The following is a 23,176-nucleotide window of genomic DNA, read 5'->3' as shown; positions in this document are numbered from 1 at the left end:
CCCCCCCCCCCCCCCCCCCCCCCCCCCCCCCCCCCCCCCCCCCCCCCCCCCCCCCCCCCCCCCCCCCCCCGGCCGTGAACGCTGCGCGGATCAGCCCAGGCGCTGCACCAGCGCGCGGTACTCGTCCCACAGCTCCTTGGGCGTGTGGTCGCCGAAGGTGTTGAGGTGCTCGGGCACCAGCGCCGCCTCCTCGCGCCACACGTCCTTGTCGACGGTGAGCAGGAAGTCCAGGTCGGCGTCGGCCAGTTCGAGGCCGTCGGTGTCCAGCGCGTCCTTGGTCGGCAGCACACCGATCGGCGTCTCGACGCCCGCGGCCTTGCCCTCCAGACGCTCCACGATCCACTTCAGCACCCGGCTGTTCTCGCCGAAGCCGGGCCAGACGAACTTGCCCGCGTCGTTCTTGCGGAACCAGTTGACGTAGTAGATCTTGGGCAGCTTGGACTGGTCCTTGCCCTTGGCGACATTGACCCAGTGGCCCATGTAGTCGCCCATGTTGTAGCCGCAGAAGGGCAGCATGGCGAACGGGTCGCGGCGCAGCTCGCCGACCTTGCCCTCGGCCGCCGCGGTCTTCTCCGAGGCGACGTTGGCGCCGAGGAAGACGCCGTGCTGCCAGTCGAAGGACTCCGTGACCAGGGGTACGGCGCTGGCGCGGCGGCCGCCGAAGAGGATCGCCGAGATCGGCACGCCCTTGGGGTCCTCCCACTCGGGCGCGATGATCGGGCACTGCCCGGCCGGGACGGTGAAGCGGGCGTTGGGGTGGGCCGCGGGCACACCGGACCCGGGCGTCCAGTCGTTGCCCTTCCAGTCCGTCAGGTGGGCGGGCTGCTCCTCGGTCATGCCCTCCCACCACACGTCGTTGTCGTCGGTGAGGGCGACGTTGGTGAAGACGGAGTTGCCCCAAAGGGTCTTCATGGCATTGGCGTTGGTGTGCTCACCGGTGCCGGGCGCGACGCCGAAGAAGCCGGCCTCGGGGTTGATGGCGTAGAGGCGGCCGTCCTCGCCGAAGCGCATCCAGGCGATGTCGTCGCCGATGGTCTCCACCGTCCAGCCGGAGATGGTGGGCTCCAGCATGGCCAGGTTGGTCTTGCCGCAGGCGGACGGGAACGCGGCGGCGACGTACTTGGACTCGCCCTGCGGCGGGGTGAGCTTGAGGATCAGCATGTGCTCGGCGAGCCAGCCCTCGTCGCGCGCCATCACCGAGGCGATGCGCAGCGCGTAGCACTTCTTGCCGAGCAGGGCGTTGCCGCCGTAGCCCGAGCCGTAGGACCAGATCTCGCGGTCCTCGGGGAAGTGCGAGATGTACTTGGTGGAGTTGCAGGGCCACGGCACGTCCTGCTCGCCCTCGGCCAGCGGGGCGCCGAGGGTGTGCACGGCCTTGACGAAGAAACCGTCGCTGCCCAGCTCGTCCAGTACGGCCTGGCCCATGCGGGTCATGGTGCGCATCGAGACGGCGACGTACGCGGAGTCGGTGATCTCCACGCCGAGGGCGGACAGCGGCGAGCCGAGCGGGCCCATGCAGAACGGGACGACGTACATGGTCCGGCCGCGCATCGAGCCGCGGAAGATGCCCTGCTCACCGGTGAAGATCTCGCGCATCTCCGCGGGAGCCTTCCAGTGGTTGGTCGGGCCCGCGTCCTCCTCCTTCTGGGAGCAGATGAAGGTGCGGTCCTCGACACGCGCGACATCCGTCGGGTCGGAGGCGGCGTAGTAGGAGTTGGGCCGCTTGATCGGGTCGAGCTTCTTGAACGTGCCCTTGGCGACGAGCTCTTCGCTCAGCCGCTCGTACTCCGCCTCCGAGCCGTCGCACCATACGACCCGGTCCGGCTGGGTGATCGACGCGATCTCGTCGACCCAGGCGATCAGTTCTTGATGGCTGGTGGGTGCCTTGGGGTTCTGGGGGTCGCCGCCAGGCAGCACAGCGTCGCGCGCCACGATCGCTCCTCTTTGAGGGTTGAGGACGGGCAGCTCCATCCCGAGCGCCCGTTTTTGTCGTTGTCGCCCCTTGGGGGCTGCGACCCGGATGCTTCGCGACCGCTCATCCGGTGCCGACCGCACTCATTTGATCATCCGGCCCCGATCCTTATCTGTCCAGAGGGCGCTCTCGTGACCGTCACCACTTCCCGACCAATCCATAACCTACGGTTGCGTAGGTAGCATTGCGGGCATGACTTCCGCGCCTCACGCCGCCGAGAGCCATTCGACCCCTGTGACCACCGCGGTCACCGCGGTGGCCGCGGCGGCCGCCCCCCTGAAGCCGAAACTGCGGGGATGGCTGCATGCCGGGATGTTCCCCGCCGCCCTCTTCTCGGGCGTCCTGCTCACCGCACTCGCCGACAGCACCCGTGGACGGGTGGCGTGTGCGATCTACACCCTGACCGCCTGTCTGCTCTTCGGGATCAGCGCGCTCTATCACCGGGGCAACTGGGGTCCGCGCACCAGCGCGATACTCCGCCGCCTCGATCACGCCAATATCTTCTTGATCATCGCGGGCACCTACACCCCGCTCACCATGCTGCTCGTCCCCGGCACCCGCGGTCAGCTGCTGCTGTGGGCCGTGTGGGCGGCCGCCCTGGCCGGTATCGCCTTCCGCGTCTTCTGGGTCGGCGCACCGCGCTGGCTCTACACCCCCTGTTACATCGCGATGGGCTGGGCGGCCGTCTTCTTCCTCCCCGACTTCCTGAGCAAGGGCGGCATCGCCGTCCTGGTCCTGGTGATCGTGGGCGGACTCCTCTACAGCGCGGGCGGCGTGATCTACGGAATCAAGCGCCCGAATCCGTCACCTCGGTGGTTCGGGTTCCATGAGGTGTTCCACTCGCTGACGCTGGCCGCCTTCGTGGTGCACTACGTCGGCATCTCTCTGGTGGCCTATTCGCACGCCTGAGATCCGCGCACCCGGCATCTGCGCGCCGGGGACCCGTCGTCCCGCAAGTGGCCGTGGCCGTGAGGCCGCGGCCACTTGCCATGTCAGGGCGGCCACGAAGGCCACCGTCACCGCGACCACCGCCGTCGTGCCGCCCACGAGGAACCCTCCGACGCACAGCGCCGCCGCGAGCACTGCACTCACCTGAATTCCACTACGCATCCTCGCAACACCCCCATCAAGGCATCACCGTTGACATCACTGAACGCGACCATGCCCTACTGAGAGAGTTACACACACCACTGACAGACAGAGTGTCATTAAGGATTAACAGCGCACTTCGTCCGCCCGCTCCCCCGCCGCGCCCCGGCCGATTCGCGACAGGGCCGCGGGCGGACCGATGGCCGACAATGTTGACCATGCCCTCCGCACGCAGCAGCTCCGCAGCGCAGCCCGCGACCCCCAAGATCGGACTGCGCGAACGGAAGAAGATCCAGACCCGGCGGACCATCCGCCGGGCCGCCTACCAGCTCTTCGCCGAGCAGGGCTACGACGCGACCCCGGTGGACCGCATCGCCGAGGCCGCCGAGGTCTCCCCCAGCACCGTCTTCCGCTACTTCCCCACCAAGGAAGACATCGTGCTCACCGACGAGTACGACCCCGAGCTGGAGGCCGGCATCCGGGCCAGGCCCGCAAACGAGCCGATGGTGGAGTCGCTGCGGCACGCCGCCCTGGACGCGCTGCGCCGCCTCACCGCCCAGGACCGCGCGGTGCTGCGCCAGCGCACCCTCCTGGTGCACGAAGTGCCCGCGCTGCGGGGCCGGATGGCGGAGAACACCGCGCGCGACGCCGCCATGATCGCGGGCGTGCTGGCCGAGCGCTCCGGGCGGCCCGCCGGCGACCTGGAGGTCCGGGTCATCGCGGCGGCCATCATGGCGGCCCTCCAGGAGGCGATGATGCGCTGGGTGGAGACCGGCCACAGGAGCGACCTGGAGCAGCTCATCGGCACCACCATGGACGTACTGGCCCGCGGCCTCACCCTCTGACGCGCGGCCCGACGCGGCGACCGGCCCTCGGCCGGCCCGCCCGCGAACGGCCGGCCCGCGAACGGCCGACTCCCGGGCCAGGGGCCCTGCTTCACTCCCTGAGCCGCCCCGTGTACGCGCCCACCCGCCCCGGCTCGCGCGGCGGCTCCCCCAGCCGCAGCGCCAGCCGCTCCCGCAGCTGCGACAGCCGCTCGATGCGCGCGTCCAGGTCGGCCAGCCGGCTGCGGGCCACGGCCTGGGCCCGGGCCTGCTGCCCCTGGGCGCGGGACGCGTCGTAGCGGAAGACCTCCGCCATGCCGCTGGGCGGCAGCGTGTCCAGGATCGGCTCGAAGGCCCGCAGGTCCCCCACCGTCAGCCCGGCGTCCAGCAGTTCGCGCAGCGCCCGCAGGCGGCGCACGTGCTCGGGGCCGTACACCCGGTGTCCCGAGGGCGTGCGGTCGGCCCGTACCAGCCCGTGCTGTTCGTAATAGCGCAGCGCCCTCGGGATCATCCCCGCGGCGGCCGCGGCGTCTCCGATCCGCATCCGTCCTTCCTCCCCGGTCGGTCCGTCGGCTCCCCGGTCGGTCAGGCCGGGCAGCGCAGCTGGGTCAGTGGGTGCGGGCGGTGCCGTCGATGCCGCCCAGCGCGGCCTCGATGCCCGGGGCCCGGGCCAGCAGTTCCTCGTCGGCCCCGGCCCGGCCCACCAGCTGGAGCCCCAGCGGCAGTCCGCCTGTGGCCCGGCCCGCGGGCAGGGTCAGCGAGGGCAGGCCGGTGTCGCTCCACGGCAGGCACATGATCGAGCTGCCCGTGGTGGCGAGCCCGTGCGGCGCGGGGCCGGTCGCGGCCGGGGTGATCCACGCTGCGATGCCCGCCGCGTCCGTCTCCTCGGCCAGCCGCGCCCTGAACTCCTCGCGCCCGCGCCGCGCCTGCTCGTACGCGGCCTCGGGGACCTGGTGCCCCTCGCGGATGGCGCCGGCCGTCTCCGCGCGGTACAGGTCGCCGAAGCGCGCGAACCACTCGGTGTGGGTGCGCGCGACCTCGTAACGGTTCATCGTGAAAAGGTGCCGGACGATGTCCTCGAAGTCCGCCATCACCGGCACCCTGCGCACCTCGTACCCGGCCGAACGCAGCCGCTCCACCTGGCCGTTGAAGGCCTGAAGCGCCTCGTCCCCGGCCCGCTCCAGGTACGGCCCGACGGGGACACCGAGCACCGTGGGGCCCTCAGGGGCGGCGCCCTGGCGCCAGTGGTCGCACAGCACCGAGGCCGCCAGCGCCGCCCCCGCGACATCGGTGGCGTAGACGCCGAGGGTGTCGAAGGACGGGGCGTTGGCAATCACCCCGTCCACGGGGATACGCCCGAACGTCGGCTTGAAGCCGATCACTCCGCAGTACGCGGCCGGGCGGATCATCGACCCCACCGTCTGGGTGCCGATCGCCAGCGGCACCATGCCCGCCGCCACCGAGGCCGCCGAGCCGCTGCTCGAACCGCCGGGCGTGTGCGCGGTGTTGTGCGGATTGCGGGTCGGCCCCGGCGCCAGTACGGCGAACTCGGCCGTCACGGTCTTGCCCGCCACCAGTGCGCCCGCCGCCTCCAGCCGGTCCACCACCGCCGCCTGCGGGCCGTCGAGCGCCTCGGGCGGCAGCGCCGAGCCCGCGCGCGTGGGCAGGCCCGCCACCCGCACGATGTCCTTGACCCCGACCGGGATTCCGTACAGCGCGGGGCGGGCGCCCGGCTCCCGGGCACCGCCCGCCAGCTTCTGTGCGGCGGCCAGCAGCCGGGCGCGGCGCTCCGGTTCGGGGACGAAGGCCTTGATCTCCCCGTCCACCTCGTCGATCCGGGCGCAGGATCGTTCCACCGCGTCGGCCGGATCGCTGCGGCCGTCCCGCAAAGCGGCGGCCTCGTCCGTCAATGACCAGTTCCTGACCAGTTGCTCCACGCCTCAGAGGCTACAAGCCCCCCGGAGGGCACGCCGGAGCGCACCCTCCCCCTTCGGCCCGGACCCTCGCTCTCAGAACTCCACCAGTACGGCCCCCAGGTGGCGCCCCTCGATCAACTCCCGCAGCGCCTGCGGCGCTTGGGCGATGCCGTGCAGCCGGGCGTGCGGGAAGGTGAGCGTGCCGTCCCGCAGCCCGCGCCCGAACTGCGCGTTCCACTCCGGGATCAGATCCAGGTTGTCGTAGAGGGCCATGCCGCGCACGGTGATGCTGCGGGCCAGCAGCGACACGGTGTCGATCGGGGTCTTCTCCCTGGTCTCGGCGTTCCCCGTCAGCTGGTTGGCCAGCGCGCCGATGAGCGCGAGGCGGGCCCGCGGCTTGGCCACCGCGATGGCGGCCTGCAACTGCTCACCGCCGACGTTGTCGAAGAGGCCGTCGATGCCCTCGGGAGCGGCCTTGCGCAGCTGCTCCTCGATGGGGCCCGCGCCGCGGATCACCACCGCGTCGTAGCCCAGTTCGTTGATGAGCACATCGGCCTTGCGCCGGGAGCTGGTGGAGCCGATGACGCGGGCGGCGCCGCGCAGCTTGGCGATCTGCCCGGCCAGCGTGCCCACGCCGCCCGCGGCCCCGGTGATGAACACCGTGTCGCCCTCGCGCACTTGGGTGCCGCGCACGATGCCCATCCAGGCGGTGGGCCCCTGGGAGAGGTACGCGGCGGGGTCGGGCAGCAGTTTGGCGTCCAGCCGGGTGGCCCGCGCGGCGTCCACGACGGCGTACTCCCGCCAGCCGAGGTTGTGCTCGACCAGGTCGCCGGGGCGGAAGTCGGTACCGGGCGCCGCGACGACCTCGCCGATGGCGCCCCCGTACAGCGGCTGCCCCGGCACGAAGGACGGCATCGGCAGTCCGGCGTTCTCCTCCATGAGGGTGCGCATCACGGCGGCCACGGCCATGACGGTGTTGCGTACGAGTATCTGGCCGGGCGCCGGTTCGGGCACCGGCACCTCGGCGATCTCGAAGAGCTCGTCGGTGAGGGGGCCGGTGGGACGGGCTGCGAGGCGGACCTCGCGGTGCGTGCGGTTCGTCATGCCCCGACGCTAGAACTTGACCCTCGCGTCAAGTTCAAGTCCGCCCCTGGACCTACGCCCCTTCTCGGCCTGCGGTCCTAGGGCGGTGCGTACCGTCCCCTACGGGGTGCGGGTGGGCGGCGAGGTCGGCCAGCGCGCCTGCCAGGCGTCGCCAGGCAGGCGGGACTGTGACGACAGGCCCTACGACCGCAGCCGCTCGGCCAGTTCCTCCGGGTCCGAGGTGGGGCGTTCGCAGGTGAAGGCGCGGCAGACATACGCGGCGGGGCGGCCCTCCAGCAGCGGGCGGTCCTTGAGGAGCGGGATGGCCTCCGCGTCGTCCGAGCCGGGCTCGCCCAGGGCGACGACCGCGCCGGGGGCCGTGCCGAGCAGGGCGGTGCGGTGCAGCGCGGCGGTGGCCGCCTCGCCGTGCGGGCCCAGGACGGCGATCTCGCGCGGGCCGTCCAGGGCGGCCTCGGCCACCGCGAGACCCCAGCCGATGAAGCGCGGCACCCGGCCGCCCAGCGCCTTGACCACACCCAGGGCCTTCTCGGCGGCGTCCCGGTGCGGTCCGCTGCCGGTCAGCGCGGCGTACGACAGCAGGGCGCCGGCCGCCGCGCTCCAGCCCGACGGCGTGGCGTTGTCGGTCGGGTCCTGGGGGCGGCGGATCAGCGCCTCCGCGTCGTCGGCGGTGTCGTACAGCGAGCCGTCCTCGGCGGTGAAGTGGGCCAGTACGGTGTCCAGGAAGAAGCCCGCGAAGTCGACCCAGACGCCCTCGCCGGTGACCGAGGCCAGGGTCAGGAAGCCCTCGGCGACATCCGCGTAGTCCTCCAGGACACCGGAGTTGGTGCCAGGGGCACCGTCGCGGGAGGTGCGCAGCAGCCGGGCCTGCCAGTCCATGTGGACGCGTACGAGCAGGTCGGCGGCGTCGGTGGCGGCCTGGACGAGGTCCGGGCGGCCGAAGTAGGCGCCGGTCTCGGCGAGCGCGGCGATCGCCAGCCCGTTCCAGGCGGCGACGATCTTGTCGTCGCGCCCCGGGCGGGGCCGCTGCTCGCGGGCGGCCAGCAGCCGCTCCTTGATGGCGGCGATGCGTCCGGCCTCGGCCAGGGCTTCGTTGTCGGGCAGTTGGAGCACGGAGGCGCCCTCCTCGAAGGTGCCCTCCTCGGTGACGCCGAAGTACGCGGCGGCCAGCCCCGCGTCCTTCTCGCCCAGGACCTCGCGCAGCTGCTCCTGGGTCCATACGTAGTAGGCGCCCTCGACGTGCCGGCCGCTCCCGTCGTCGGAGTCGGCGTCCAGCGCGGAGGCGAACCCGCCCTGCTGGGTGCGCAGTTCGCGCACCATGAAGTCGGCGGTCTCCAGCGCGATACGCCGGGCCAGGTCGGAGCCGGTGGCCCGCCACAGGTGGGCGTACACCCGGCACAGCAGCGCGTTGTCGTACAGCATCTTCTCGAAGTGCGGGACGGTCCAGGTCGCGTCGACCGCGTAGCGCGCGAAGCCGCCGCCGAGCTGGTCGTAGATGCCGCCGCGGGCCATCGCCTCGGCGGTGGACTGCACCATCTGCAGGGCCGCCTCGGACTCCGTACGCGCGTGATGGCGCAGCAGGAACTCCATCGCCATGGACGGCGGGAACTTCGGCGCGCCGCCGAACCCGCCGCGCACCGCGTCGAATTCGCGGGTCAGGCCCATCAGGGCGGCGTGCAGGTCCTCTGGCCCGGGCGGCCCGTCACCGGTGTCGGTCAGGCGGCGCGCGGACAGGTCGCGCACCAGGCGCGCGGCGACCTCGCCGACCTCCTCGCGGCGGTCCGCCCAGGCCTTGGTGACGCCCTGGAGCACCTGGCGGAAGGAGGGCAGGCCGCCGCGCGGCGCGGGCGGGAAGTACGTACCGAAGTAGAAGGGCTCGGCGTCGGGGGTGAGGAAGACGGTCATGGGCCAGCCGCCCTGGCCGGTGGCGGCCTGCACGGCCTCCATATAGACGGCATCCACGTCCGGGCGCTCCTCGCGGTCCACCTTCACCGCCACGAAACCGGCGTTGACCAGCTCGGCGGTGGCCCCGTCCGCGAAGCTCTCGTGCGCCATGACGTGGCACCAGTGGCACGAGCTGTAGCCGACGCTCAGCAGGACCGGTACGTCCCGCCGCCTCGCCTCCTGGAACGCCTCGGGCGACCACGGCCACCAGTCGACCGGGTTCTCGGCGTGCTGGAGCAGATACGGGGAAGTCTCATGAGCCAGGCGGTTCGGCATGGGGCCATCCTCCCTCAAGGGACGCCGCTCGACGGGGAGCGGGGGCGGTTTGTCCGGCCGGGGTTCCGGGGGCCTTGCGGTCCGCGGTCCGGGGGCTGCCCGGGGTTTCCGGCCAGGGGCCGGGAGTTGTCCTCCGGGAGTTATCCACAGGCCTGCCGTAATCCGCGTCGACGCGGAACACTGTGCGTACGAAGGCGATCAACGCGAAGGACCGTCGGGCCGGTCACGGCACCGGCGCTGTGGGAGCTGAGGACTGCTGGAGGGGGAAGCGCATGCCGGGCTCACTGGCTGTGTTGCGGGACAGCCATCGGGCGGAAGCGGAAGGGCTGTTGGCGCGGGCCGTGGAAGAGGAGGTGCGCCGCTCCGGCGGGCGTATCGAAGCAGGCGTGCTGCTGACCCGGGCGCGCGCGGCGCTGGACGACCTGGCGGGGACGGCCTCGGAGGAGTACGGCGCGTTCGTCCGCGCGCTGGACGAGGCAGAGGCCGGGCGGCGCCCGCTCTCGGAGCGGCTGTCGCGCAAGGAGCTGGGCACCCCCGCGGTGGCCACGGCCGTCGCGGCCGTCGCGGCGTTCGGCACGGACCTGGCGTACGGCACCGGGCCCGGCACCGCGGTGGGCGTCGGGCTCGCCGTGGCGGCGGCCGGCGCCGCCGCCACCTTCGTGAAGCTGACGGCAGGCCACTGGCCCGCGGCGCACCGCCAGGCGGGCATGCGCGGGCAGCCGGGCGGGCCCGAGCAGCTGCGGCTGCAGTGGCTGACGGCGCTGGAGGTGCGCGGCATACGGCCCTTCCTGGACCAGCAGCGGATGCTGACGGCGGCGACCAGGGCGGCCGGCGGGGCGGGCACCCCCGCCCCGGCGAAGACGGCGCGGGTGCCGCAGCTGCGCGGTGCCGACCGCAGTGCGGCAGCGCGCCAGCGCTCGGTCCTGGAGCGGTCCTTCTCCCATCTGCCGCGCCCCGAGGGGCCGTTCGCGGGGCGGCGGGCGCAGCTGACCCAGATCGCGCAGTGGGTGCACGCCGGACGGGCCAGCACGGAGACCAGGCCGACGGTGGTGGTGCTGCACGGCGAGCCGGGCTCGGGGCGCACGACCCTGGCGCTGCGGGCCGCGCACCAGCTGCGCGACCAGTTCCGCGGCGCGTGCGTGGTGGACCTGGGCGCCGGCACCGCGAGCGAGCAGCCGCTGTCGACCCGCGACGCGCTGCTGCACCTGCTCAACCGGCTCGGCGCGCCCCGCGAGCAGCTGCTGTTCCGCGAGCGGCCCTCCCAGGAGCAGCACGTCAAGCGGCTCACCGAGCTGTACCACCAGCATGTGACGGGCCTGCCCGTGACGGTCCTGCTGGACGACGCGGCGGACCCGGAGCAGGTGCGCACCCTGGTGCCGGATCGTTCCGACAGCCTGGTGCTGGTCACCTCCCGCGAGCCGCTGGAGCTGCCGGCCGACCTCCAGGCCTGGGTGCGCCACCTGCCGGTGGGTGCGCTGGACGCCGCGGGCACCGAGGAGCTGCTGCGGGCCACGGCGGCCGCGGCGCAGGACGGCGGCGCCGAGGCGGGTCCGTACGACTCCCGCTCCATCGACCGCATAGGCGAGCTGTGTGCCGGGCTGCCGCTGGCGCTGCGGGTGGCGGGCTCGGCGCTGGGCACGCGCACTCCCGAGTCGCTGGCCACCGACCTGGAGGCCTACGGTCCCGTCTCGCCGGTGGAGCGGGCGCTGTGGCTGCGCTACTCCGACCAGGCCGAGTCCGCGCGGCGGCTGCTGCGCCGGCTGGCGCTGGTGGGCCGGGCGAGCCTGGGCGCGGCCGCCGCCGCGGCCCTGCTGGGGGTCGCCGAGGGCGAGGCCGAGCGGCAGCTGGCGGCGCTGGCGCGGGCCGGGCTGATCGAGCAGGTGCGCGGCGACCGCTACCGCCTGCACGCCCTCGTGCACCGCTTCGCCCACGCCCGGCTGGTGGACGAGGAGGAGCCGGGCGAGCGGTCCACCGCCCAGGAGCGGCTGATCCGCAGCTATGCGGAGCTGGCGGACTCCGTCATCCGCCTGGTCGACGGGCGCACCTCCACCCGTGCCGACCGCTTCGGGTCGCACGGCTTCACCTCACTGGACGCGGCGCTGCAGTGGCTGGACGACGAGACCAGCTTCATCACGGCCGCGCTGCGCCACGCCGACCAGGACGTGGACCAGGCCACCGTCTCGCACCTGCTGGGCGCGCTGGCCGACTACTGCCTGCTGCGCGGCGACCTGTACCGCCTGGGCGAGCTGAGCGAGCTGACCAAGGCGGTGGGCCAGGGGATGCTCGTACGGTCCGTGCAGTGGCGCACAGGCGTGGCGGCCCGGCAGCTGGGCGAGCTGGACCGGGCGCGCACGACCCTGTCCTCCGTGGTGGACCTCTACTTCGAGGCGCAGCATCCGGCGGGTGCCGCGCGGGCGCTGCGCGATCTGGGCATCACCCTGCAGCAGCAGGGCAATCTGACGGAGGCGGCGAGCAAGCTGCGCGAGGCGCTGGGCATGCAGTCCGAGCAGGACCTGCGCGGCGACCGGGCCTGGACGCTGCACGCCCTGGCGGCGGTGGAGCGGGACCGCGCGCAGATAGCCGAGGCGCTCCAGCTGCTGCACGAGGCACTGGAGCTGCACCGCGAGAGCGAGAGCCTGCACGGCCAGGCCTGGGCGCACTTCCAGCTGGGGCAGGTGTATCTGCGCATGGGCCAAGTCGCCGATGCGGAGCGGGAGTTCCACTCGGCGTCGGACCTGTACGGCCGTACGCACGACGAGCGCGGCGAGGCCTGGGCGATGACGCAGCTGGCGCGGGCGCGGCTGGTGGCCGGCGATCCGGGCCCGGCCGTGGACCAGCTGCGCCAGGCGCTGCCGCTGCACCGGCGCCACGAGGACGCGCGCGGCGAGGCCTGGACGCTGTATTACCTGGGCCAGTCGCTGGAGGAGCGCGGCGACCACGACGCCGCGGTGCGGCATCTGGAGCGCTCGCGGACGATGTTCAGCAGGATGCAGGACGGCTACGGCCTGGCCTGCGCCCGGCACCACTCGGGCCGGGTGACCCGCGATCTGCGCGCCGCCCAGACCGGTTCGCTGCGCAACAGCGGCTTCGCCCGGCAGCTGCTGCAGGACGCCCGCAAGGACTTCCAGCGCATCGGTGTGCCGCACGGGGAGGCCTGGTCCTGCCTGGAACTGGTGATCATCGATGCGGGCAACGCGCGCGCGGCGCAGGCCCTGGAGCTGGCCGACGAGGCGGCGCGGACGTTCGCCGGTTACGGCGACCGGCGGGGCGAGGACTGGGCCCGCTTCCTGCGCTGCACGCTGCTGCCCTACGCCTCCCCCGGCGGCTCGGTGGTGGGCACGGCCGTGGCCCAGGGAGAGCTCGCGCGGCTGGCGCAGGAGGGCCACCCCAGCCGTGACTCGAAGCTGGAGGACTGTGTGGAGGCGTTCGGGCTGCTGCTGGAGCGCGGTGTGGAGCTGGAGGCCGGCTGGCAGGCGTGGCGCCTGGGCATGGTCCCCAACCGCCACGCCCGCGAGGTCATGGGCGTGGCGGCGGCTTCACCGCACTGACGGTGAACCCGGGTGGGACAGCGCGGCGCGCGGCTCAGCTCGTCTTGGGCCGGGCGCCCTTGGCCGGGGCCGCCTTCGGGGAGGCGGGCCGCTCGGCGGTCGCCTCCGAGCGGTCGGCCGTGGCCGGGCCCGCCGGGCCGTCCTCACCGGGAGCCCCCTTCTCCTGGAAGTCGACCTTCTTCATGTGCTTGTTCATGGACTTCATCAGCAGCCACACGGCACCGCCGATGACCGCGAAGACGATGAAGCCGAGGACGCCGGGAGTCACTTTGTCCTTGTCGAAGTTGTCGGCAAGAGTGACGAACTGCGTCATGGCGAGGGTGCTGGTCGCGCTCATCATGGGCTCAATTGTTGCGGATGCCCGCGAAGAGGTCGTCCTCGGGGAGGGAAGTGTCCACCAAAGACTTCGCGAGCTCGTACTCCTCGGTGGGCCAGACCTTGCGCTGGAGGTCCATCGGCACCCGGAACCACCCGCCGTCGGGGTCGATCTGGGTGGCGTGCGCGATCAGCGCCTTGTCCCGGATCTCGAAGAAGTCCGCGCAGGGTACGTACGTGGTCAGGGTGCGCTCGCGGCGCTCGAAGTCCTCCCAACGCTTGAGCCACTCCCCGTAGGGGGACTCCAGCCCGGCCTCCAGCATGGCCTCGTGCAGGGCCTGGGTGCGCGGGCGGTTGAAGCCCTGGTTGTAGTAGAGCTTCTGCGGCTGGAAGGGCTCGCCGGCCCCGGGGTACTTCTCCGCGTCCCCGGCCGCCTCGAAGGCCACCATCGTGATCTTGTGGGTCATGATGTGGTCGGGGTGCGGGTAGCCGCCGTTCTCGTCGTAGGTCGTGATGACCTGCGGCTTGAACTCACGGATCAGCTTCACCAGGGGCTCGGCCGCCTCCTCGACGTCCTGGAGCGCGAAGCAGCCCTCGGGCAGCGGCGGCAGCGGGTCGCCCTCGGGCAGCCCGGAGTCCACGAAGCCCAGCCACTCCTGCTTGACGCCCAGGATCTCCCGGGCCTCGTCCATCTCCTTCTTGCGCACCTCGTGGATGTGCTCCTCGATGTACGCGTCGCCCTGGAGCTTGGGGTTGAGGATGGAGCCCCGCTCGCCGCCGGTGCAGGTCACGACCAGCACCTCCACCCCCTCGGACACGTACTTGGCCATGGTGGCCGCGCCCTTGCTCGACTCGTCGTCGGGGTGCGCGTGGACCGCCATCAATCGCAGCTGCTCAGTCAAGACTCGATCCTCAGTGAAGGGCCGTGGAAGATGCCTCTGAATGCCTCTCTATAGTGACTGAAGAGAGGGGTCGATTAATTCCAGGTCCCCCTACCAGGAGGAACGATCATGGGCGCGGTGCGCGAGGGGCTGCCGGACGGGCGTTACGGCCGTTCCGCCGATCAGCGCGCGGACCGCAAGCTGAAGATCATCGGCGCGGTGCTGGGTGCCGGCCTGCTCGGCGTGGTCGCCTGGATCGGCGTCTCCTATGTCTCGGGGCAGGACCTCAGCGGCCGGGTCATCACCTGGAACGTGGCCTCCGACACCGAGGTCACGGTGCACCTGGAGGTCACCAAGGACGCGGACGCCACCGGCGTGTGCACGCTGCGTTCGCAGGCCGAGAGCGGCGCGGAGGTGGGGCGCAAGGACGTCACCATCGACCAGCGCGAGAAGCAGGTGGACACCGAGGTCACGCTGCGGACCACCCAGCGGGCCACCAACGCCGTGCTGGTCGGCTGCACCACCTCGGGCCGCGGCTGACCGGCCGCGTCAGCACACCGGCGGACGGCCGCCCCACCTTCGGACCACCGCCGACCAGCCGGCGACCGGCCGCTGACCAGCACTGATCGGTGCTGACGCGTTCCTTGTGAATTTTCTCTTCCCCCTTTTGTGCCGGAATTGTTAGGCTCGTGGTTTCGCCCACCTGTGAAGGCGCACCCTTCCTGGTAGGGCGTTTGATTTATCCCCAGTACCGACGAGGAGCACCTGTGACCCAGACCAGCGACAACGTCACCTGGCTGACCCAGGAGGCGTATGACCAGCTCAAGGCCGAGCTGGAGTACCTGTCTGGTCCCGCACGCGCTGAGATCACCGAGAAGATCCAGGCGGCCCGCGAAGAAGGTGACCTGAAGGAGAACGCCGGGTACCACGCGGCCAAGGAGGAGCAGGGCAAGCAGGAACTTCGCGTACGCCAGCTCACGCAGCTGCTGGAGAGCGCGAAGGTCGGCGAGGCCCCCGCCGCCACCGGTGTCGTGGCCCCCGGCATGGTCGTCACCATCGCGTTCGACGGAGACCCGGACGACACCGTGACCTTCCTGCTGGCTTCGCGGGAGTACGCGAGCTCGGACATCGAGACCTACTCCCCGCAGTCGCCGCTGGGCTCGGGCGTCAATGGCAAGAAGGTCGGTGCCGAGGCGGAGTACGAGCTGCCCAACGGCCGCAAGGCGTCGGTGAAGATCCTGGACGCCAAGCCGTACCAGGGCTGATCACCACTGTTCCACGGGCCCGGGCCCGTTGGTGCGTGCCTGCGCGCTCACAGGGCGGTCGAGCGGCCCCGCGGCCTCATCAGGCCGTCGCCGAGCGGTACTTGCGTACCGCCAGGGTCCGGAAGAACACGATGATGACCACGGACCAGATCACCGACGCCAGCACCGGGTGCTCCATCGGCCAGGCCCCGGTCACCGAGGTGGCCCTGCCGTCGATGGTGTTGCCGAACAGCTCCCGCGCGGCCTGCACCGTCGCGCTGAAGGGGTTCCACTCCGCGACGTGCTGCAGGAACCTCGGCATGCCGTCGACCGGCACGAAGGCGTTGGAGATGAAGGTGAGCGGGAAGAGCCAGATCAGCCCGCCGGAGGTGGCCGCCTCCGGGGTGCGCACGGTCAGGCCGATCAGCGCGCCGATCCAGGAGAAGGCGTAGCCGAGCAGGAGCAGCAGGCCGAAGCCGGCCAGCACCTTGGCGATGTTCTCGTGGGTGCGCCAGCCGATGAGCAGGGCGACCACGGCCAGCACGACCAAGGTCAGCGCGGTCTGCACCAGGTCGGCGAGGGTACGGCCGGTGAGCACCGCGCCGCGCGCCATGGGCAGCGAACGGAAGCGGTCGATCAGGCCCTTGTGCATGTCGTCGGCGATGCCCGCGCCCGCGCCCGCCGTGGCGAAGGTGACGGTCTGCGCGAAGATGCCCGCCATCAGGAACTCGCGGTAGGCCTGGGCGCTGCCCGGTGCGGCGCCGGGGATGATGATGGATCCGCCGAAGACGTACGTGAACAGCACCACGAACATGATCGGTTGGACCAGCCCGAAGATGACCATCTCCGGGATGCGCATCATGCGGATCAGATTGCGCTTGGCCACGACCAGGGAGTCCCGCACGGACTGGCTCACGCCGCCGCGCGCCTGCGGAATCCCGGGCCTGACGGTGTCGGTCACGGCACTCATCCCGCGACCCCCTTGTCGTTCCTATCGCTCTTGCCGGTCTTGTCTGTCGGGTCGCCCTTGCCGCCGCGCCTGCCGCGCCTGGACTTGGGCACGGCGTCCTGGACGTCCTCGCCACCCTCGGTCTCGGCCTCGGCGGCGTGCCCGGTCAGCGAGATGAACACATCGTCCAGGGTCGGGCGGCGCAGTGCGACGTCGTCGATCTCCACGCCGCGCGCGTCCAGTTCGCGGATCACCTCGGCGAGCAGCTTGGCGCCGCCGGTCACCGGGACGGTGATCTTGCGGGTGTGCTGCTCGATCTTCCCCTCGCCCTTGCCGAAGCCGCGCAGGACCTCGTCGGCGATGGCGATGTGCTCGGGGGCGTGTACGACGACCTCGACGCGCTCGCCGCCGGTCTGGGCCTTGAGCTGGTCGGAGGTGCCGCGGGCGATGACTTTGCCGTGGTCCACCACGCAGATGTCGTGCGCGAGGTGGTCGGCCTCCTCCAGATACTGCGTGGTGAGCAGCAGGGTCGTACCGCCGGCCACCAACTCCTGGATGACGTCCCACAGTTGCTGCCGGTTGCGCGGGTCCAGGCCGGTGGTCGGCTCGTCCATGAACATCACGGGCGGGCTGACGACCAGGGCGGCGGCCAGGTCGAGCCGCCGCCGCATACCGCCGGAGTAGGTCTTGGCGGGGCGGTCGGCGGCGTCGGCGAGGTTGAAGCGCGTCAGCAGCTCACCGGCCCGCACCTTCGCGTCCCGACCGCTCATCTGGTAGAGCTGACCGACCATCATCAAGTTCTCACGGCCCGTCAAATACTCGTCCACAGCGGCGAATTGGCCGGACAGGCCGATGGACCGGCGCACTTCGTTGGGGTGCTTGAGGACGTCGATACCCGCGACGACGGCCCGGCCGCTGTCGGGCTGGAGCAGGGTCGTCAGCACCCGCACGGTGGTGGTCTTGCCGGCGCCGTTGGGGCCGAGCAGACCGAGGACGGTTCCTTCAGGGACGTCGAGATCGACGCCGTCCAGTGCCCTGACATCTCCGAAGGTCTTCACCAGACCTTCGGCATAGATCGCGCCTGGCATGTAGGGACTCCCAGGGTTTTGGGTTAGTTCCACGAAGAATTTTACGTTCGTCGGACTCGACCCGCCCTGCGGGCATTTGTCCGCTCACCGGCTGCCGCCTGCGCGACAGCGACCCGGCCCCGAATATTACCCTATACGCGATACATCGCGATACTCATATCGCGATGGGACCCGCTGCTCCGCGGCCGCCTCCCGCTGTCCAGCTGTGGTGTCACGCTATGAACTGCTGCATCGTCCCCCGCCCCCTGCTCCCTGCCCCTCGGCGCGGCCTCAGAGCATCACGGTGTAGCCCGCCTCCCGAAGGGCGGCGCTCACCTCGGCGCAGTGCTCCACGCCCTTGGTCTCCAGGTGCAACTCCACCTCCGCTTCGGTGAGTCCGAGCCGCGGATCGGTCCGTACGTGACTCACATCAAGGACGTTAGCGTCCACCACTGACAGCACACCCAGAAGCGTCGCAAGTGCCCCCGGACGGTCCGTCAGCCGCAGCCGCAGCGACAGATAGCGCCCGGCGGCGGCCATGCCGTGCCGCAGGATGCGCTGCATCAGAAGCGGGTCGACATTCCCCCCGGACAGCACCGCAACGACCGGGCCCTCAAAGGTTTTCGGCTGCGACAGCAGGGCCGCCACGGGGCTGGCCCCGGCCGGCTCCACGACGAGCTTGGCCCGCTCCAGGCACAACAGCAGCGCGCTGGAGAGTTCGTCCTCGGACACCGTACGGACCTCGTCCACGAGATCGCCGACAATTCTGAACGGCACATCGCCGGGCCGCCCCACCTTGATGCCGTCCGCCATCGTCGACGGCGACTCGATGGACACCGGGCGCCCGGCCGCCAGCGAGGGCGGGTAGGCCGCCGCGCCCGCCGCCTGCACCCCGACCACCCGTACGTCCGGGCGCAGCGCCTTGACGGCCACCGCGACGCCCGCCGCGAGCCCACCGCCGCCGATGCCCACCACGACGGTGCGCACCTCCGGGCACTGCTCCAGGATCTCCAGGCCCACCGTGCCCTGGCCCGCGATGATGTCGTGGTGGTCGAAGGGGTGGATGAAGACCGCGCCGCTCTCGCGCGCGTAATCCTGCGCGGCGGCCAGCGTCTCGTCCACGACATGGCCGTGCAGGCGCACCTCGGCGCCGTACTCCCGGGTCGCGGCGACCTTCGGCAGCGGCGCCCCCACCGGCATGAACACCGTCGAGCGCACCCCCAGCAAGGAAGCCGCCAGCGCCACGCCCTGCGCGTGATTTCCCGCGCTGGCCGCCACCACGCCCGCCGCCCGCTCCTCGGCGCTCAGCCCCGCGATGCGCACATAGGCGCCGCGGATCTTGAAGGAGCCGGTGCGCTGGAGGTTCTCGCACTTGAGGTGCACCGGCCCGCCGACCAGCCCGGACAGATAGCGGCTGCCTTCCAGCGCCGTGGCGCGCGAGACGCCGGAGAGCATCTTCTGGGCCTCCCGTACGTCGTCGAGCGTGACCGCGGACAGCGCGCGCTGCGAGGCGGGGACGGACGCGTGCGGCGTGTGATCGGCCATGGCGCCAAGTCTTACAGTTCGGGCTCAAGCGGGCGTCGCGAGGCGGCGGACCCGCTCCGGCGGGCACATGTTTGGGCAGCGCCGGTACGTCCGGCGCCCGGGCCGCGTACTCTGTCCCCCAATCCGTACGCACCCCATGAAGCGAGCACCCGGCCATGCCCACCTCTTCGGACATGACGACCAACACCGACACCGCTCTTCTCGACGCGCTGCAACACCAGGTAGCCGTCTTCGCCCGCCGCGCCGAACAGAGCCGGCTCGGCGGGGTCGGGCAGGCGCGCAACTCCATGGACCGCGCCGCCTACCTGCTGCTCAACCGCCTGGACCAGGAGGGCCCGATGGGCGTGAAGGCGCTGGCCGCCGGCATGGGCATCGACTCCTCGACGGTGACCCGCCAGGTCGCCCCGCTGGTCGACTCCGGCCTGGTCACCCGCACCTCGCACCCGGAGGACGGCCGCGCGGTGGTGCTCCAGCTCTCCGAGCGCGGCCTGACCCGCCTGGAGGAGGTACGGGCCTCGCGCCGCGCCCTGATGGCCATGGTCACCGAGGAGTGGACCCAGGAGGAGCGCGACGCGTTCTGCACGCTCCTGACACGCTTCAACTCCTCCCTGTCCACCGTCACCGCCTCCCTCCCCCCGGCAGAACCGACGTCCTGACCCTCGGCAAGTCGGGGATCAAGGACCGCGCCGCCGCGGTGGCCGCCGGGTACGAGCGGGGCATTCCCTGCTGAGCCGCGTACGGCGGGCGGGCGGCTTGTGACGCGCCTCTTGACCGGGCGCGGGCCGCTGCCGTGCTATGGAGGGCGTGAGCCGATGCCGGTCCCGCGCACCTGTCGGCGGGGCGGGGGCCGGGGCGGCCGGGAGGCGCTGTGCGAGAGCGGCGGGCGGCACAAGAGCGCCGTCGCGCCCGGGAGTTCGAGGCGTTCGTGGCGGGCGCGGGGGGCCGGCTGCTGCATGCCGCCACCCTGCTGACCGGCGAGCCGGACGGACAGCCCGCGCCCATGGCGGAGGAACTGCTCACCGCCGCGCTGGCGCGCACCTTCGCCGAGTGGGACCGGCTGCGCGGCGAGGACCCCTACGACCGTACGCGCCAGGAGCTGGCCACCCGCTTCGCGCACCGCGCCCGGCGGCACCGCCGGCCGCGCGGCGGAGCGCTGGACCGACTGCCGCCGCGCGAGCGCCTGGTCCTGGTCCTGCGGCTGTACGAGGGCGTGGCCGAGGAGCAGACGGCGGCCCAACTGGGCCTGCCCGCCGAGCGGGTGCGCGCCCTGTGCCTGCGGGCGGTGGCGGAGCTGCGCAGCGCCCGCGTCTCCTCCGGGCCCGCCGCCCGCCCGGCGCCGTCCGACCCGGGGCCCGCGCGCGCCGAGGTGGCGACGCCATGAGCGGATACGCCGCAGCCCTCAACAGCGGTACGGGGAGCGCCGGATGACGCTCCCCGACCGCAAGCAGACCGAGGTGCGCCGGATGCTGGACACCCCGCACCCCCCGGTCCCGCCCGCCCTGGCGGCACGCGCCGCCGAGCGCGGCAGGCGGCTGCTGGCCCGCCGCCGCGCGGCCCGCCGGCTGGCCTGGCTGCTCGCGCTCGCCGCCCTGGTGGCCTTTTTGACCTGGGCGGCGCTCGCCGAGCCGTGGCTGCCGCCGACGGTGAACACGACGCCTCCGCTGGAGGGGTGGTAGGAGCGCGGCAGCACCGGGCCACCGGGCGCCGTGTCCGACCGCGGGCGCGCCGTGGCTGGCCGCGTCCACGCGGCGAAGCCGCCGCATATCGACGCGGCCCCGCGCCCCTTACGGGGGCAGAGCCCCAGAGCCCAGAGCCCCTAGCCCAGCGCCTGCGTCAGGTCCGCCAGCAGGTCGTCGACGGCCTCGATGCCGACCGAGAGGCGGACGAGGTCGGAGGGGACCTCCAGGGCGGAGCCCGCCACGGAGGCGTGCGTCATCCGGCCCGGGTGCTCGATCAGCGACTCCACGCCGCCCAGCGACTCGCCCAGCGTGAACAGCTTGGCCCGGTTGCAGACCTCGACGGCCGCTTCCTCGCCGCCGGCGACCCGGAAGGAGACCATCCCGCCGAAGGAGCGCATCTGCTTGGCGGCGATCTCGTGGCCCGCGTGCGACTCCAGGCCCGGGTAGTAGACCTGGGTCACCTTGGCGTGGGAGCTGAGGAGTTCGGCCACCCGCGCGGCGTTGGCGCTGTGCCGGTCCATGCGTACGGCCAGGGTCTTGATGCCGCGCATCACCAGCCAGGCGTCGAAGGGCCCGGCGACGGCGCCCATGGCGTTCTGGTGGTAGGCCAGCTCCTCGCCGAGCGCGTCCTCGCCCACGACCAGCGCGCCGCCGACGACGTCGGAGTGGCCGCCCATGTACTTCGTCGTGGAGTACACGACGACATCGGCGCCCAGCGCGAGCGGCTGCTGGAGGTAGGGGCTGGCGAAGGTGTTGTCCACGACCAGGCGGGCCCCGGCCTCGCGCGCGATGCCGGCCAGCGCCGCGATGTCGGTGATGCCCAGGAGGGGGTTGCTGGGCGTCTCCACCCAGATCGCCTTCGTGCGGGGGCGGATCTGCTCGCGTACGGCCTGCGGGTCGGAGGTGTCGGCCACCGACCACTGAACGCCCCAGCGCTCGGCGACCTTCGCGAAGAGGCGGAAGGTGCCGCCGTAGGCGTCATTGGGGATGACGACGTGGTCGCCGGGGGTCAGCAGGGTGCGCAGCAGGCAGTCCTCGGCGGCGAGGCCGGAGGCGAAGGCCAGGCCGCGGCGGCCGCCGTCCAGGGCGGCGAGGTTCTCCTCAAGGGCGGTGCGCGTCGGGTTGGCGCTGCGGCTGTACTCGTAGCCGCCGCGCAGTCCGCCGACGCCGTCCTGCTTGTAGGTCGATACCTGGTAAATGGGAGGCACTACCGCGCCGGTCGCCTCATCGGGCTCCTGACCTGCGTGGATGGCGAGGGTCTCAAAATTCTGACGGCTGGTGTCGCGATCGTCGCTCATGTGTGCAGAGGGTAGTCGGCCGCGCTCGTACGCCGCCCGGAACTTTCTGGTTGGCTGGAGAGTGAATACAGGTACAGACGAGCCCTCGCCGCGCCGCACCACCGCGGCACGCCGGGCTCGACCGCCCCTGGCCCGCTCGGGCCGGGGATCCTCCGACCGGGACTCGACTCATGGACGTACTGCTGGTTCTCATCGCCGCGACCGCGATCGGCGGTGTCGTCGCCTACCCCTGGATGCGGCGCCGGCAGGCCGCGCAGCAGGTCCATGCCGGACTGGCGAGCGCCGCCGACCCGATGACGGACTACGGCTTCGTACCGGCCGATCAGCTGGACGTACGGCTGCCCGGGCCCGACCGCGAGCTGGAGGAGGCCCTGGAGGAGCTGGCCCGCACCCAGGACTGGCGGCCGGCGGCCCGGCTGCTGTCGGGCACCGGAGACGCAGGAGATTCCGCCTCCGGTGACGCGGCCGAGCGGCGCTGGCAGCGCGTACAGACCCTCGCGGGGGCCGCGGCCTTCGCGCTGGCCCAGGAGCCGGGGCGGGGCGGCGTCTGGCTGCGCACCTGGCGCTCGGAGGCCCCCAAGGACGCCGGCGGCGCCCAGACGCACGCCCAGTTCCTGGTCCTGCAGGCGCTGCGCGACCCGTCCTCGCAGGACTTCCGCATGATCCTGGAGGAGGCCCGCACGGTCTGCCGGGAGGCGGCCCTGCTGGCGCCGGGCAGCCCGATCCCGTACATCATCGAGCTGGCCGTCGCGCGCGGTCTGGGCGAGCGCCCGGCGGACTACGAGGAGCTGTGGTCCAAGGTCCTCCAGCGCGCCCCGCACCACATGGGCGCGCATCTGGCCGCCCTCTCCTTCTGGTCGCAGAAGTGGCACGGCTCCCGGAAGCAGGCCGACGAGTTCGCCCAGCGCGCGGCCTCCGGCGCCCCCGCGGGCAGCCTGCTGCCCGCGCTCCCGCTCTTCTCGGTCTACGAGCACCTGCCCGAGGCCAACATGGTCCGCGGCCTGTACCAGAGCGAGGTCGTGGAGCGGGCCGTCGACGGCGCCCACTTCGCCCTGCGCGAGGCGCCCGAGGACCACCCCATGGCCGCGCACGTCCGCCACCTCCTGGTCTGGTTCCTGGTACGCGCCGAGCGCTACCCGGAGGCGATGGAGCAGCTGCGCCACGTCGACGGCCACGTGGGCGCCGTCCCGTGGTCCTACAGCCCCCAGCCGGCCGTCGAGTACACCGCCTGCCGCGCCCTGGCCGTCGCCGGCTGGGAACGCCTGGGCGGCACCCCGGCCTCCTTCCGCTCCCAGCCGTAGCCCTCCCGCCACCGGGTCCGTACGGGAGTGGGCCCCACCCGGTCCGTACGGGAGCGGACCGCCACCCGGCCCGTACAGGACTCGGACCGCCACCCGATCCGTACGGGAGGCGGGCCCCACCCGGCCCGTACGGAATGCGGGCCCGTACCGCGGCGTTACCCCTACGCACGCACCGCGGGCGCGCCGCCCGCCGTCGCCACCGCCCCGGACCAGGAGCCCTGATCCCC

General features: G+C 72.4%; 21 protein-coding genes. 10 read left to right on the top strand and 11 right to left on the bottom strand.

Annotation, left to right across the window (positions count from 1 at the left end):
- Nucleotides 1–90: 90 nt before the first annotated feature.
- A complete protein-coding gene (locus AC4IJH_RS31895; protein WP_490855413.1) occupies nucleotides 91–1,932 on the bottom strand; it encodes a phosphoenolpyruvate carboxykinase (GTP) in 1,842 nt (613 codons plus the stop codon).
- A gap of 232 nt (nucleotides 1,933–2,164) precedes the next feature.
- Here AC4IJH_RS31895 and trhA point away from each other — a divergent pair, with 232 nt between their 5' ends.
- Entirely contained in the window at nucleotides 2,165–2,881 is a 717-nt protein-coding gene (trhA, locus tag AC4IJH_RS31890) for a PAQR family membrane homeostasis protein TrhA (protein ID WP_490855412.1), read from the top strand.
- Nucleotides 2,882–3,270: 389 nt separating this feature from the next.
- Entirely contained in the window at nucleotides 3,271–3,906 is a 636-nt protein-coding gene (locus AC4IJH_RS31885) for a TetR/AcrR family transcriptional regulator (protein WP_490855411.1), read from the top strand.
- 91 nt (nucleotides 3,907–3,997) lie between these two features.
- On the opposite strand, the gene AC4IJH_RS31880 is transcribed toward AC4IJH_RS31885, so the two are convergent.
- From AC4IJH_RS31880 to AC4IJH_RS31865, 4 genes are all read right to left on the bottom strand, one after another.
- Nucleotides 3,998–4,429, bottom strand: coding sequence for a MerR family transcriptional regulator (locus AC4IJH_RS31880; protein WP_490855410.1), 432 nt, complete (start codon nucleotides 4,427–4,429; stop codon nucleotides 3,998–4,000).
- Nucleotides 4,430–4,493: 64 nt separating this feature from the next.
- Nucleotides 4,494–5,822, bottom strand: a complete 1,329-nt coding sequence (locus AC4IJH_RS31875) for an amidase (protein WP_490855409.1) — start codon at nucleotides 5,820–5,822, stop codon at nucleotides 4,494–4,496.
- 72 nt (nucleotides 5,823–5,894) lie between these two features.
- The gene (locus AC4IJH_RS31870) at nucleotides 5,895–6,905 is read right to left on the bottom strand and encodes an MDR family NADP-dependent oxidoreductase (protein WP_490855408.1); all 1,011 of its coding nucleotides are present in this window, start codon (nucleotides 6,903–6,905) and stop codon (nucleotides 5,895–5,897) included.
- Between the two features lie 180 nt (nucleotides 6,906–7,085).
- Nucleotides 7,086–9,122, bottom strand: coding sequence for a thioredoxin domain-containing protein (locus AC4IJH_RS31865; RefSeq protein ID WP_490855407.1), 2,037 nt, complete (start codon nucleotides 9,120–9,122; stop codon nucleotides 7,086–7,088).
- Between the two features lie 272 nt (nucleotides 9,123–9,394).
- Between AC4IJH_RS31865 and AC4IJH_RS31860 the strand changes: the two genes are divergently transcribed.
- The gene (locus AC4IJH_RS31860) at nucleotides 9,395–12,670 is read left to right on the top strand and encodes a tetratricopeptide repeat protein (protein ID WP_490855406.1); all 3,276 of its coding nucleotides are present in this window, start codon (nucleotides 9,395–9,397) and stop codon (nucleotides 12,668–12,670) included.
- Between the two features lie 34 nt (nucleotides 12,671–12,704).
- On the opposite strand, the gene AC4IJH_RS31855 is transcribed toward AC4IJH_RS31860, so the two are convergent.
- Together AC4IJH_RS31855 and mca are read right to left on the bottom strand one after the other, a co-directional pair.
- Nucleotides 12,705–13,010: an RAMP4 family protein gene (locus AC4IJH_RS31855; protein WP_490855405.1), complete on the bottom strand. Its 306-nt coding sequence runs from the start codon at nucleotides 13,008–13,010 to the stop codon at nucleotides 12,705–12,707.
- Nucleotides 13,011–13,014: 4 nt separating this feature from the next.
- Nucleotides 13,015–13,887 carry a mycothiol conjugate amidase Mca gene (mca, locus tag AC4IJH_RS31850; RefSeq protein ID WP_490855404.1) on the bottom strand — a complete coding sequence of 291 codons (873 nt, stop codon included), beginning with the start codon at nucleotides 13,885–13,887 and terminating at the stop codon, nucleotides 13,015–13,017.
- A 108-nt stretch (nucleotides 13,888–13,995) separates the two neighbouring features.
- Between mca and AC4IJH_RS31845 the strand changes: the two genes are divergently transcribed.
- Nucleotides 13,996–14,406, top strand: coding sequence for a DUF4307 domain-containing protein (locus AC4IJH_RS31845; RefSeq protein ID WP_490855403.1), 411 nt, complete (start codon nucleotides 13,996–13,998; stop codon nucleotides 14,404–14,406).
- A 227-nt stretch (nucleotides 14,407–14,633) separates the two neighbouring features.
- Nucleotides 14,634–15,131 (top strand): transcription elongation factor GreA, encoded by a 498-nt coding sequence (gene greA / locus AC4IJH_RS31840; RefSeq protein WP_490855402.1) that lies wholly within the window; start codon nucleotides 14,634–14,636, stop codon nucleotides 15,129–15,131.
- Nucleotides 15,132–15,210: 79 nt separating this feature from the next.
- Here greA and AC4IJH_RS31835 read toward each other — a convergent pair whose 3' ends face one another.
- From AC4IJH_RS31835 to ilvA, 3 genes are all read right to left on the bottom strand, one after another.
- Nucleotides 15,211–16,080, bottom strand: a complete 870-nt coding sequence (locus AC4IJH_RS31835; RefSeq protein ID WP_490855401.1) for an ABC transporter permease — start codon at nucleotides 16,078–16,080, stop codon at nucleotides 15,211–15,213.
- The gene (locus AC4IJH_RS31830) at nucleotides 16,077–17,147 is read right to left on the bottom strand and encodes an ATP-binding cassette domain-containing protein (RefSeq protein WP_490855400.1); all 1,071 of its coding nucleotides are present in this window, start codon (nucleotides 17,145–17,147) and stop codon (nucleotides 16,077–16,079) included. Before AC4IJH_RS31830 ends, AC4IJH_RS31835 begins: the two co-directional genes overlap by 4 nt.
- A 270-nt stretch (nucleotides 17,148–17,417) precedes the next feature.
- The gene (gene ilvA / locus AC4IJH_RS31825; protein WP_490855399.1) at nucleotides 17,418–18,671 is read right to left on the bottom strand and encodes a threonine ammonia-lyase; all 1,254 of its coding nucleotides are present in this window, start codon (nucleotides 18,669–18,671) and stop codon (nucleotides 17,418–17,420) included.
- Nucleotides 18,672–18,826: 155 nt separating this feature from the next.
- Between ilvA and AC4IJH_RS31820 the strand changes: the two genes are divergently transcribed.
- The 3 genes from AC4IJH_RS31820 to AC4IJH_RS31810 all read left to right on the top strand — a co-directional run bounded on the left by AC4IJH_RS31820 (nucleotide 18,827) and on the right by AC4IJH_RS31810 (nucleotide 20,347).
- A complete protein-coding gene (locus AC4IJH_RS31820) occupies nucleotides 18,827–19,327 on the top strand; it encodes a MarR family winged helix-turn-helix transcriptional regulator (RefSeq protein ID WP_490855398.1) in 501 nt (166 codons plus the stop codon).
- Between the two features lie 212 nt (nucleotides 19,328–19,539).
- Entirely contained in the window at nucleotides 19,540–20,052 is a 513-nt protein-coding gene (locus tag AC4IJH_RS31815; protein WP_490855397.1) for a sigma factor-like helix-turn-helix DNA-binding protein, read from the top strand.
- Nucleotides 20,053–20,095: 43 nt separating this feature from the next.
- Nucleotides 20,096–20,347: a hypothetical protein gene (locus AC4IJH_RS31810; protein WP_490855396.1), complete on the top strand. Its 252-nt coding sequence runs from the start codon at nucleotides 20,096–20,098 to the stop codon at nucleotides 20,345–20,347.
- Nucleotides 20,348–20,487: 140 nt separating this feature from the next.
- Here the strand turns inward: AC4IJH_RS31810 and AC4IJH_RS31805 are convergent, their stop codons facing one another.
- Complete coding sequence (locus AC4IJH_RS31805) at nucleotides 20,488–21,648, bottom strand: cystathionine gamma-synthase (RefSeq protein ID WP_490855395.1); 1,161 nt, start codon at nucleotides 21,646–21,648, stop codon at nucleotides 20,488–20,490.
- A gap of 170 nt (nucleotides 21,649–21,818) precedes the next feature.
- Here AC4IJH_RS31805 and AC4IJH_RS31800 point away from each other — a divergent pair, with 170 nt between their 5' ends.
- Nucleotides 21,819–22,949: a hypothetical protein gene (locus AC4IJH_RS31800; RefSeq protein ID WP_490855394.1), complete on the top strand. Its 1,131-nt coding sequence runs from the start codon at nucleotides 21,819–21,821 to the stop codon at nucleotides 22,947–22,949.
- A gap of 27 nt (nucleotides 22,950–22,976) precedes the next feature.
- Nucleotides 22,977–23,171: a hypothetical protein gene (locus AC4IJH_RS31795; protein ID WP_490855393.1), complete on the top strand. Its 195-nt coding sequence runs from the start codon at nucleotides 22,977–22,979 to the stop codon at nucleotides 23,169–23,171.
- The last annotated feature ends 5 nt before the right edge of the window (nucleotides 23,172–23,176 follow it).

The sequence above is a fragment of the Streptomyces sp. UF-297 genome, assembly GCF_058245575.1.
The sequence above is the reverse complement of the archived record's forward strand: the minus strand, read 5'-3'. Positions and strand labels throughout refer to the sequence as shown.

What these genes read in the sequence shown, in the direction of transcription:
- AC4IJH_RS31880 (WP_490855410.1), bottom strand. Translation starts at nt 4,429, where the DNA reads ATGCGGATCGGAGACGCCGCGGCCGCCGCGGGGATGATCCCGAGGGCG.
- AC4IJH_RS31855 (WP_490855405.1), bottom strand. Translation starts at nt 13,010, where the DNA reads ATGATGAGCGCGACCAGCACCCTCGCCATGACGCAGTTCGTCACTCTT.
- AC4IJH_RS31870 (WP_490855408.1), bottom strand. Translation starts at nt 6,905, where the DNA reads ATGACGAACCGCACGCACCGCGAGGTCCGCCTCGCAGCCCGTCCCACC.
- AC4IJH_RS31835 (WP_490855401.1), bottom strand. Translation starts at nt 16,080, where the DNA reads ATGAGTGCCGTGACCGACACCGTCAGGCCCGGGATTCCGCAGGCGCGC.
- AC4IJH_RS31830 (WP_490855400.1), bottom strand. Translation starts at nt 17,147, where the DNA reads ATGCCAGGCGCGATCTATGCCGAAGGTCTGGTGAAGACCTTCGGAGAT.
- AC4IJH_RS31860 (WP_490855406.1), top strand. Translation starts at nt 9,395, where the DNA reads ATGCCGGGCTCACTGGCTGTGTTGCGGGACAGCCATCGGGCGGAAGCG.
- AC4IJH_RS31865 (WP_490855407.1), bottom strand. Translation starts at nt 9,122, where the DNA reads ATGCCGAACCGCCTGGCTCATGAGACTTCCCCGTATCTGCTCCAGCAC.
- AC4IJH_RS31845 (WP_490855403.1), top strand. Translation starts at nt 13,996, where the DNA reads ATGGGCGCGGTGCGCGAGGGGCTGCCGGACGGGCGTTACGGCCGTTCC.
- ilvA (WP_490855399.1), bottom strand. Translation starts at nt 18,671, where the DNA reads ATGGCCGATCACACGCCGCACGCGTCCGTCCCCGCCTCGCAGCGCGCG.
- AC4IJH_RS31805 (WP_490855395.1), bottom strand. Translation starts at nt 21,648, where the DNA reads ATGAGCGACGATCGCGACACCAGCCGTCAGAATTTTGAGACCCTCGCC.
- AC4IJH_RS31810 (WP_490855396.1), top strand. Translation starts at nt 20,096, where the DNA reads ATGACGCTCCCCGACCGCAAGCAGACCGAGGTGCGCCGGATGCTGGAC.
- trhA (WP_490855412.1), top strand. Translation starts at nt 2,165, where the DNA reads ATGACTTCCGCGCCTCACGCCGCCGAGAGCCATTCGACCCCTGTGACC.
- AC4IJH_RS31800 (WP_490855394.1), top strand. Translation starts at nt 21,819, where the DNA reads ATGGACGTACTGCTGGTTCTCATCGCCGCGACCGCGATCGGCGGTGTC.
- AC4IJH_RS31820 (WP_490855398.1), top strand. Translation starts at nt 18,827, where the DNA reads ATGCCCACCTCTTCGGACATGACGACCAACACCGACACCGCTCTTCTC.
- AC4IJH_RS31885 (WP_490855411.1), top strand. Translation starts at nt 3,271, where the DNA reads ATGTTGACCATGCCCTCCGCACGCAGCAGCTCCGCAGCGCAGCCCGCG.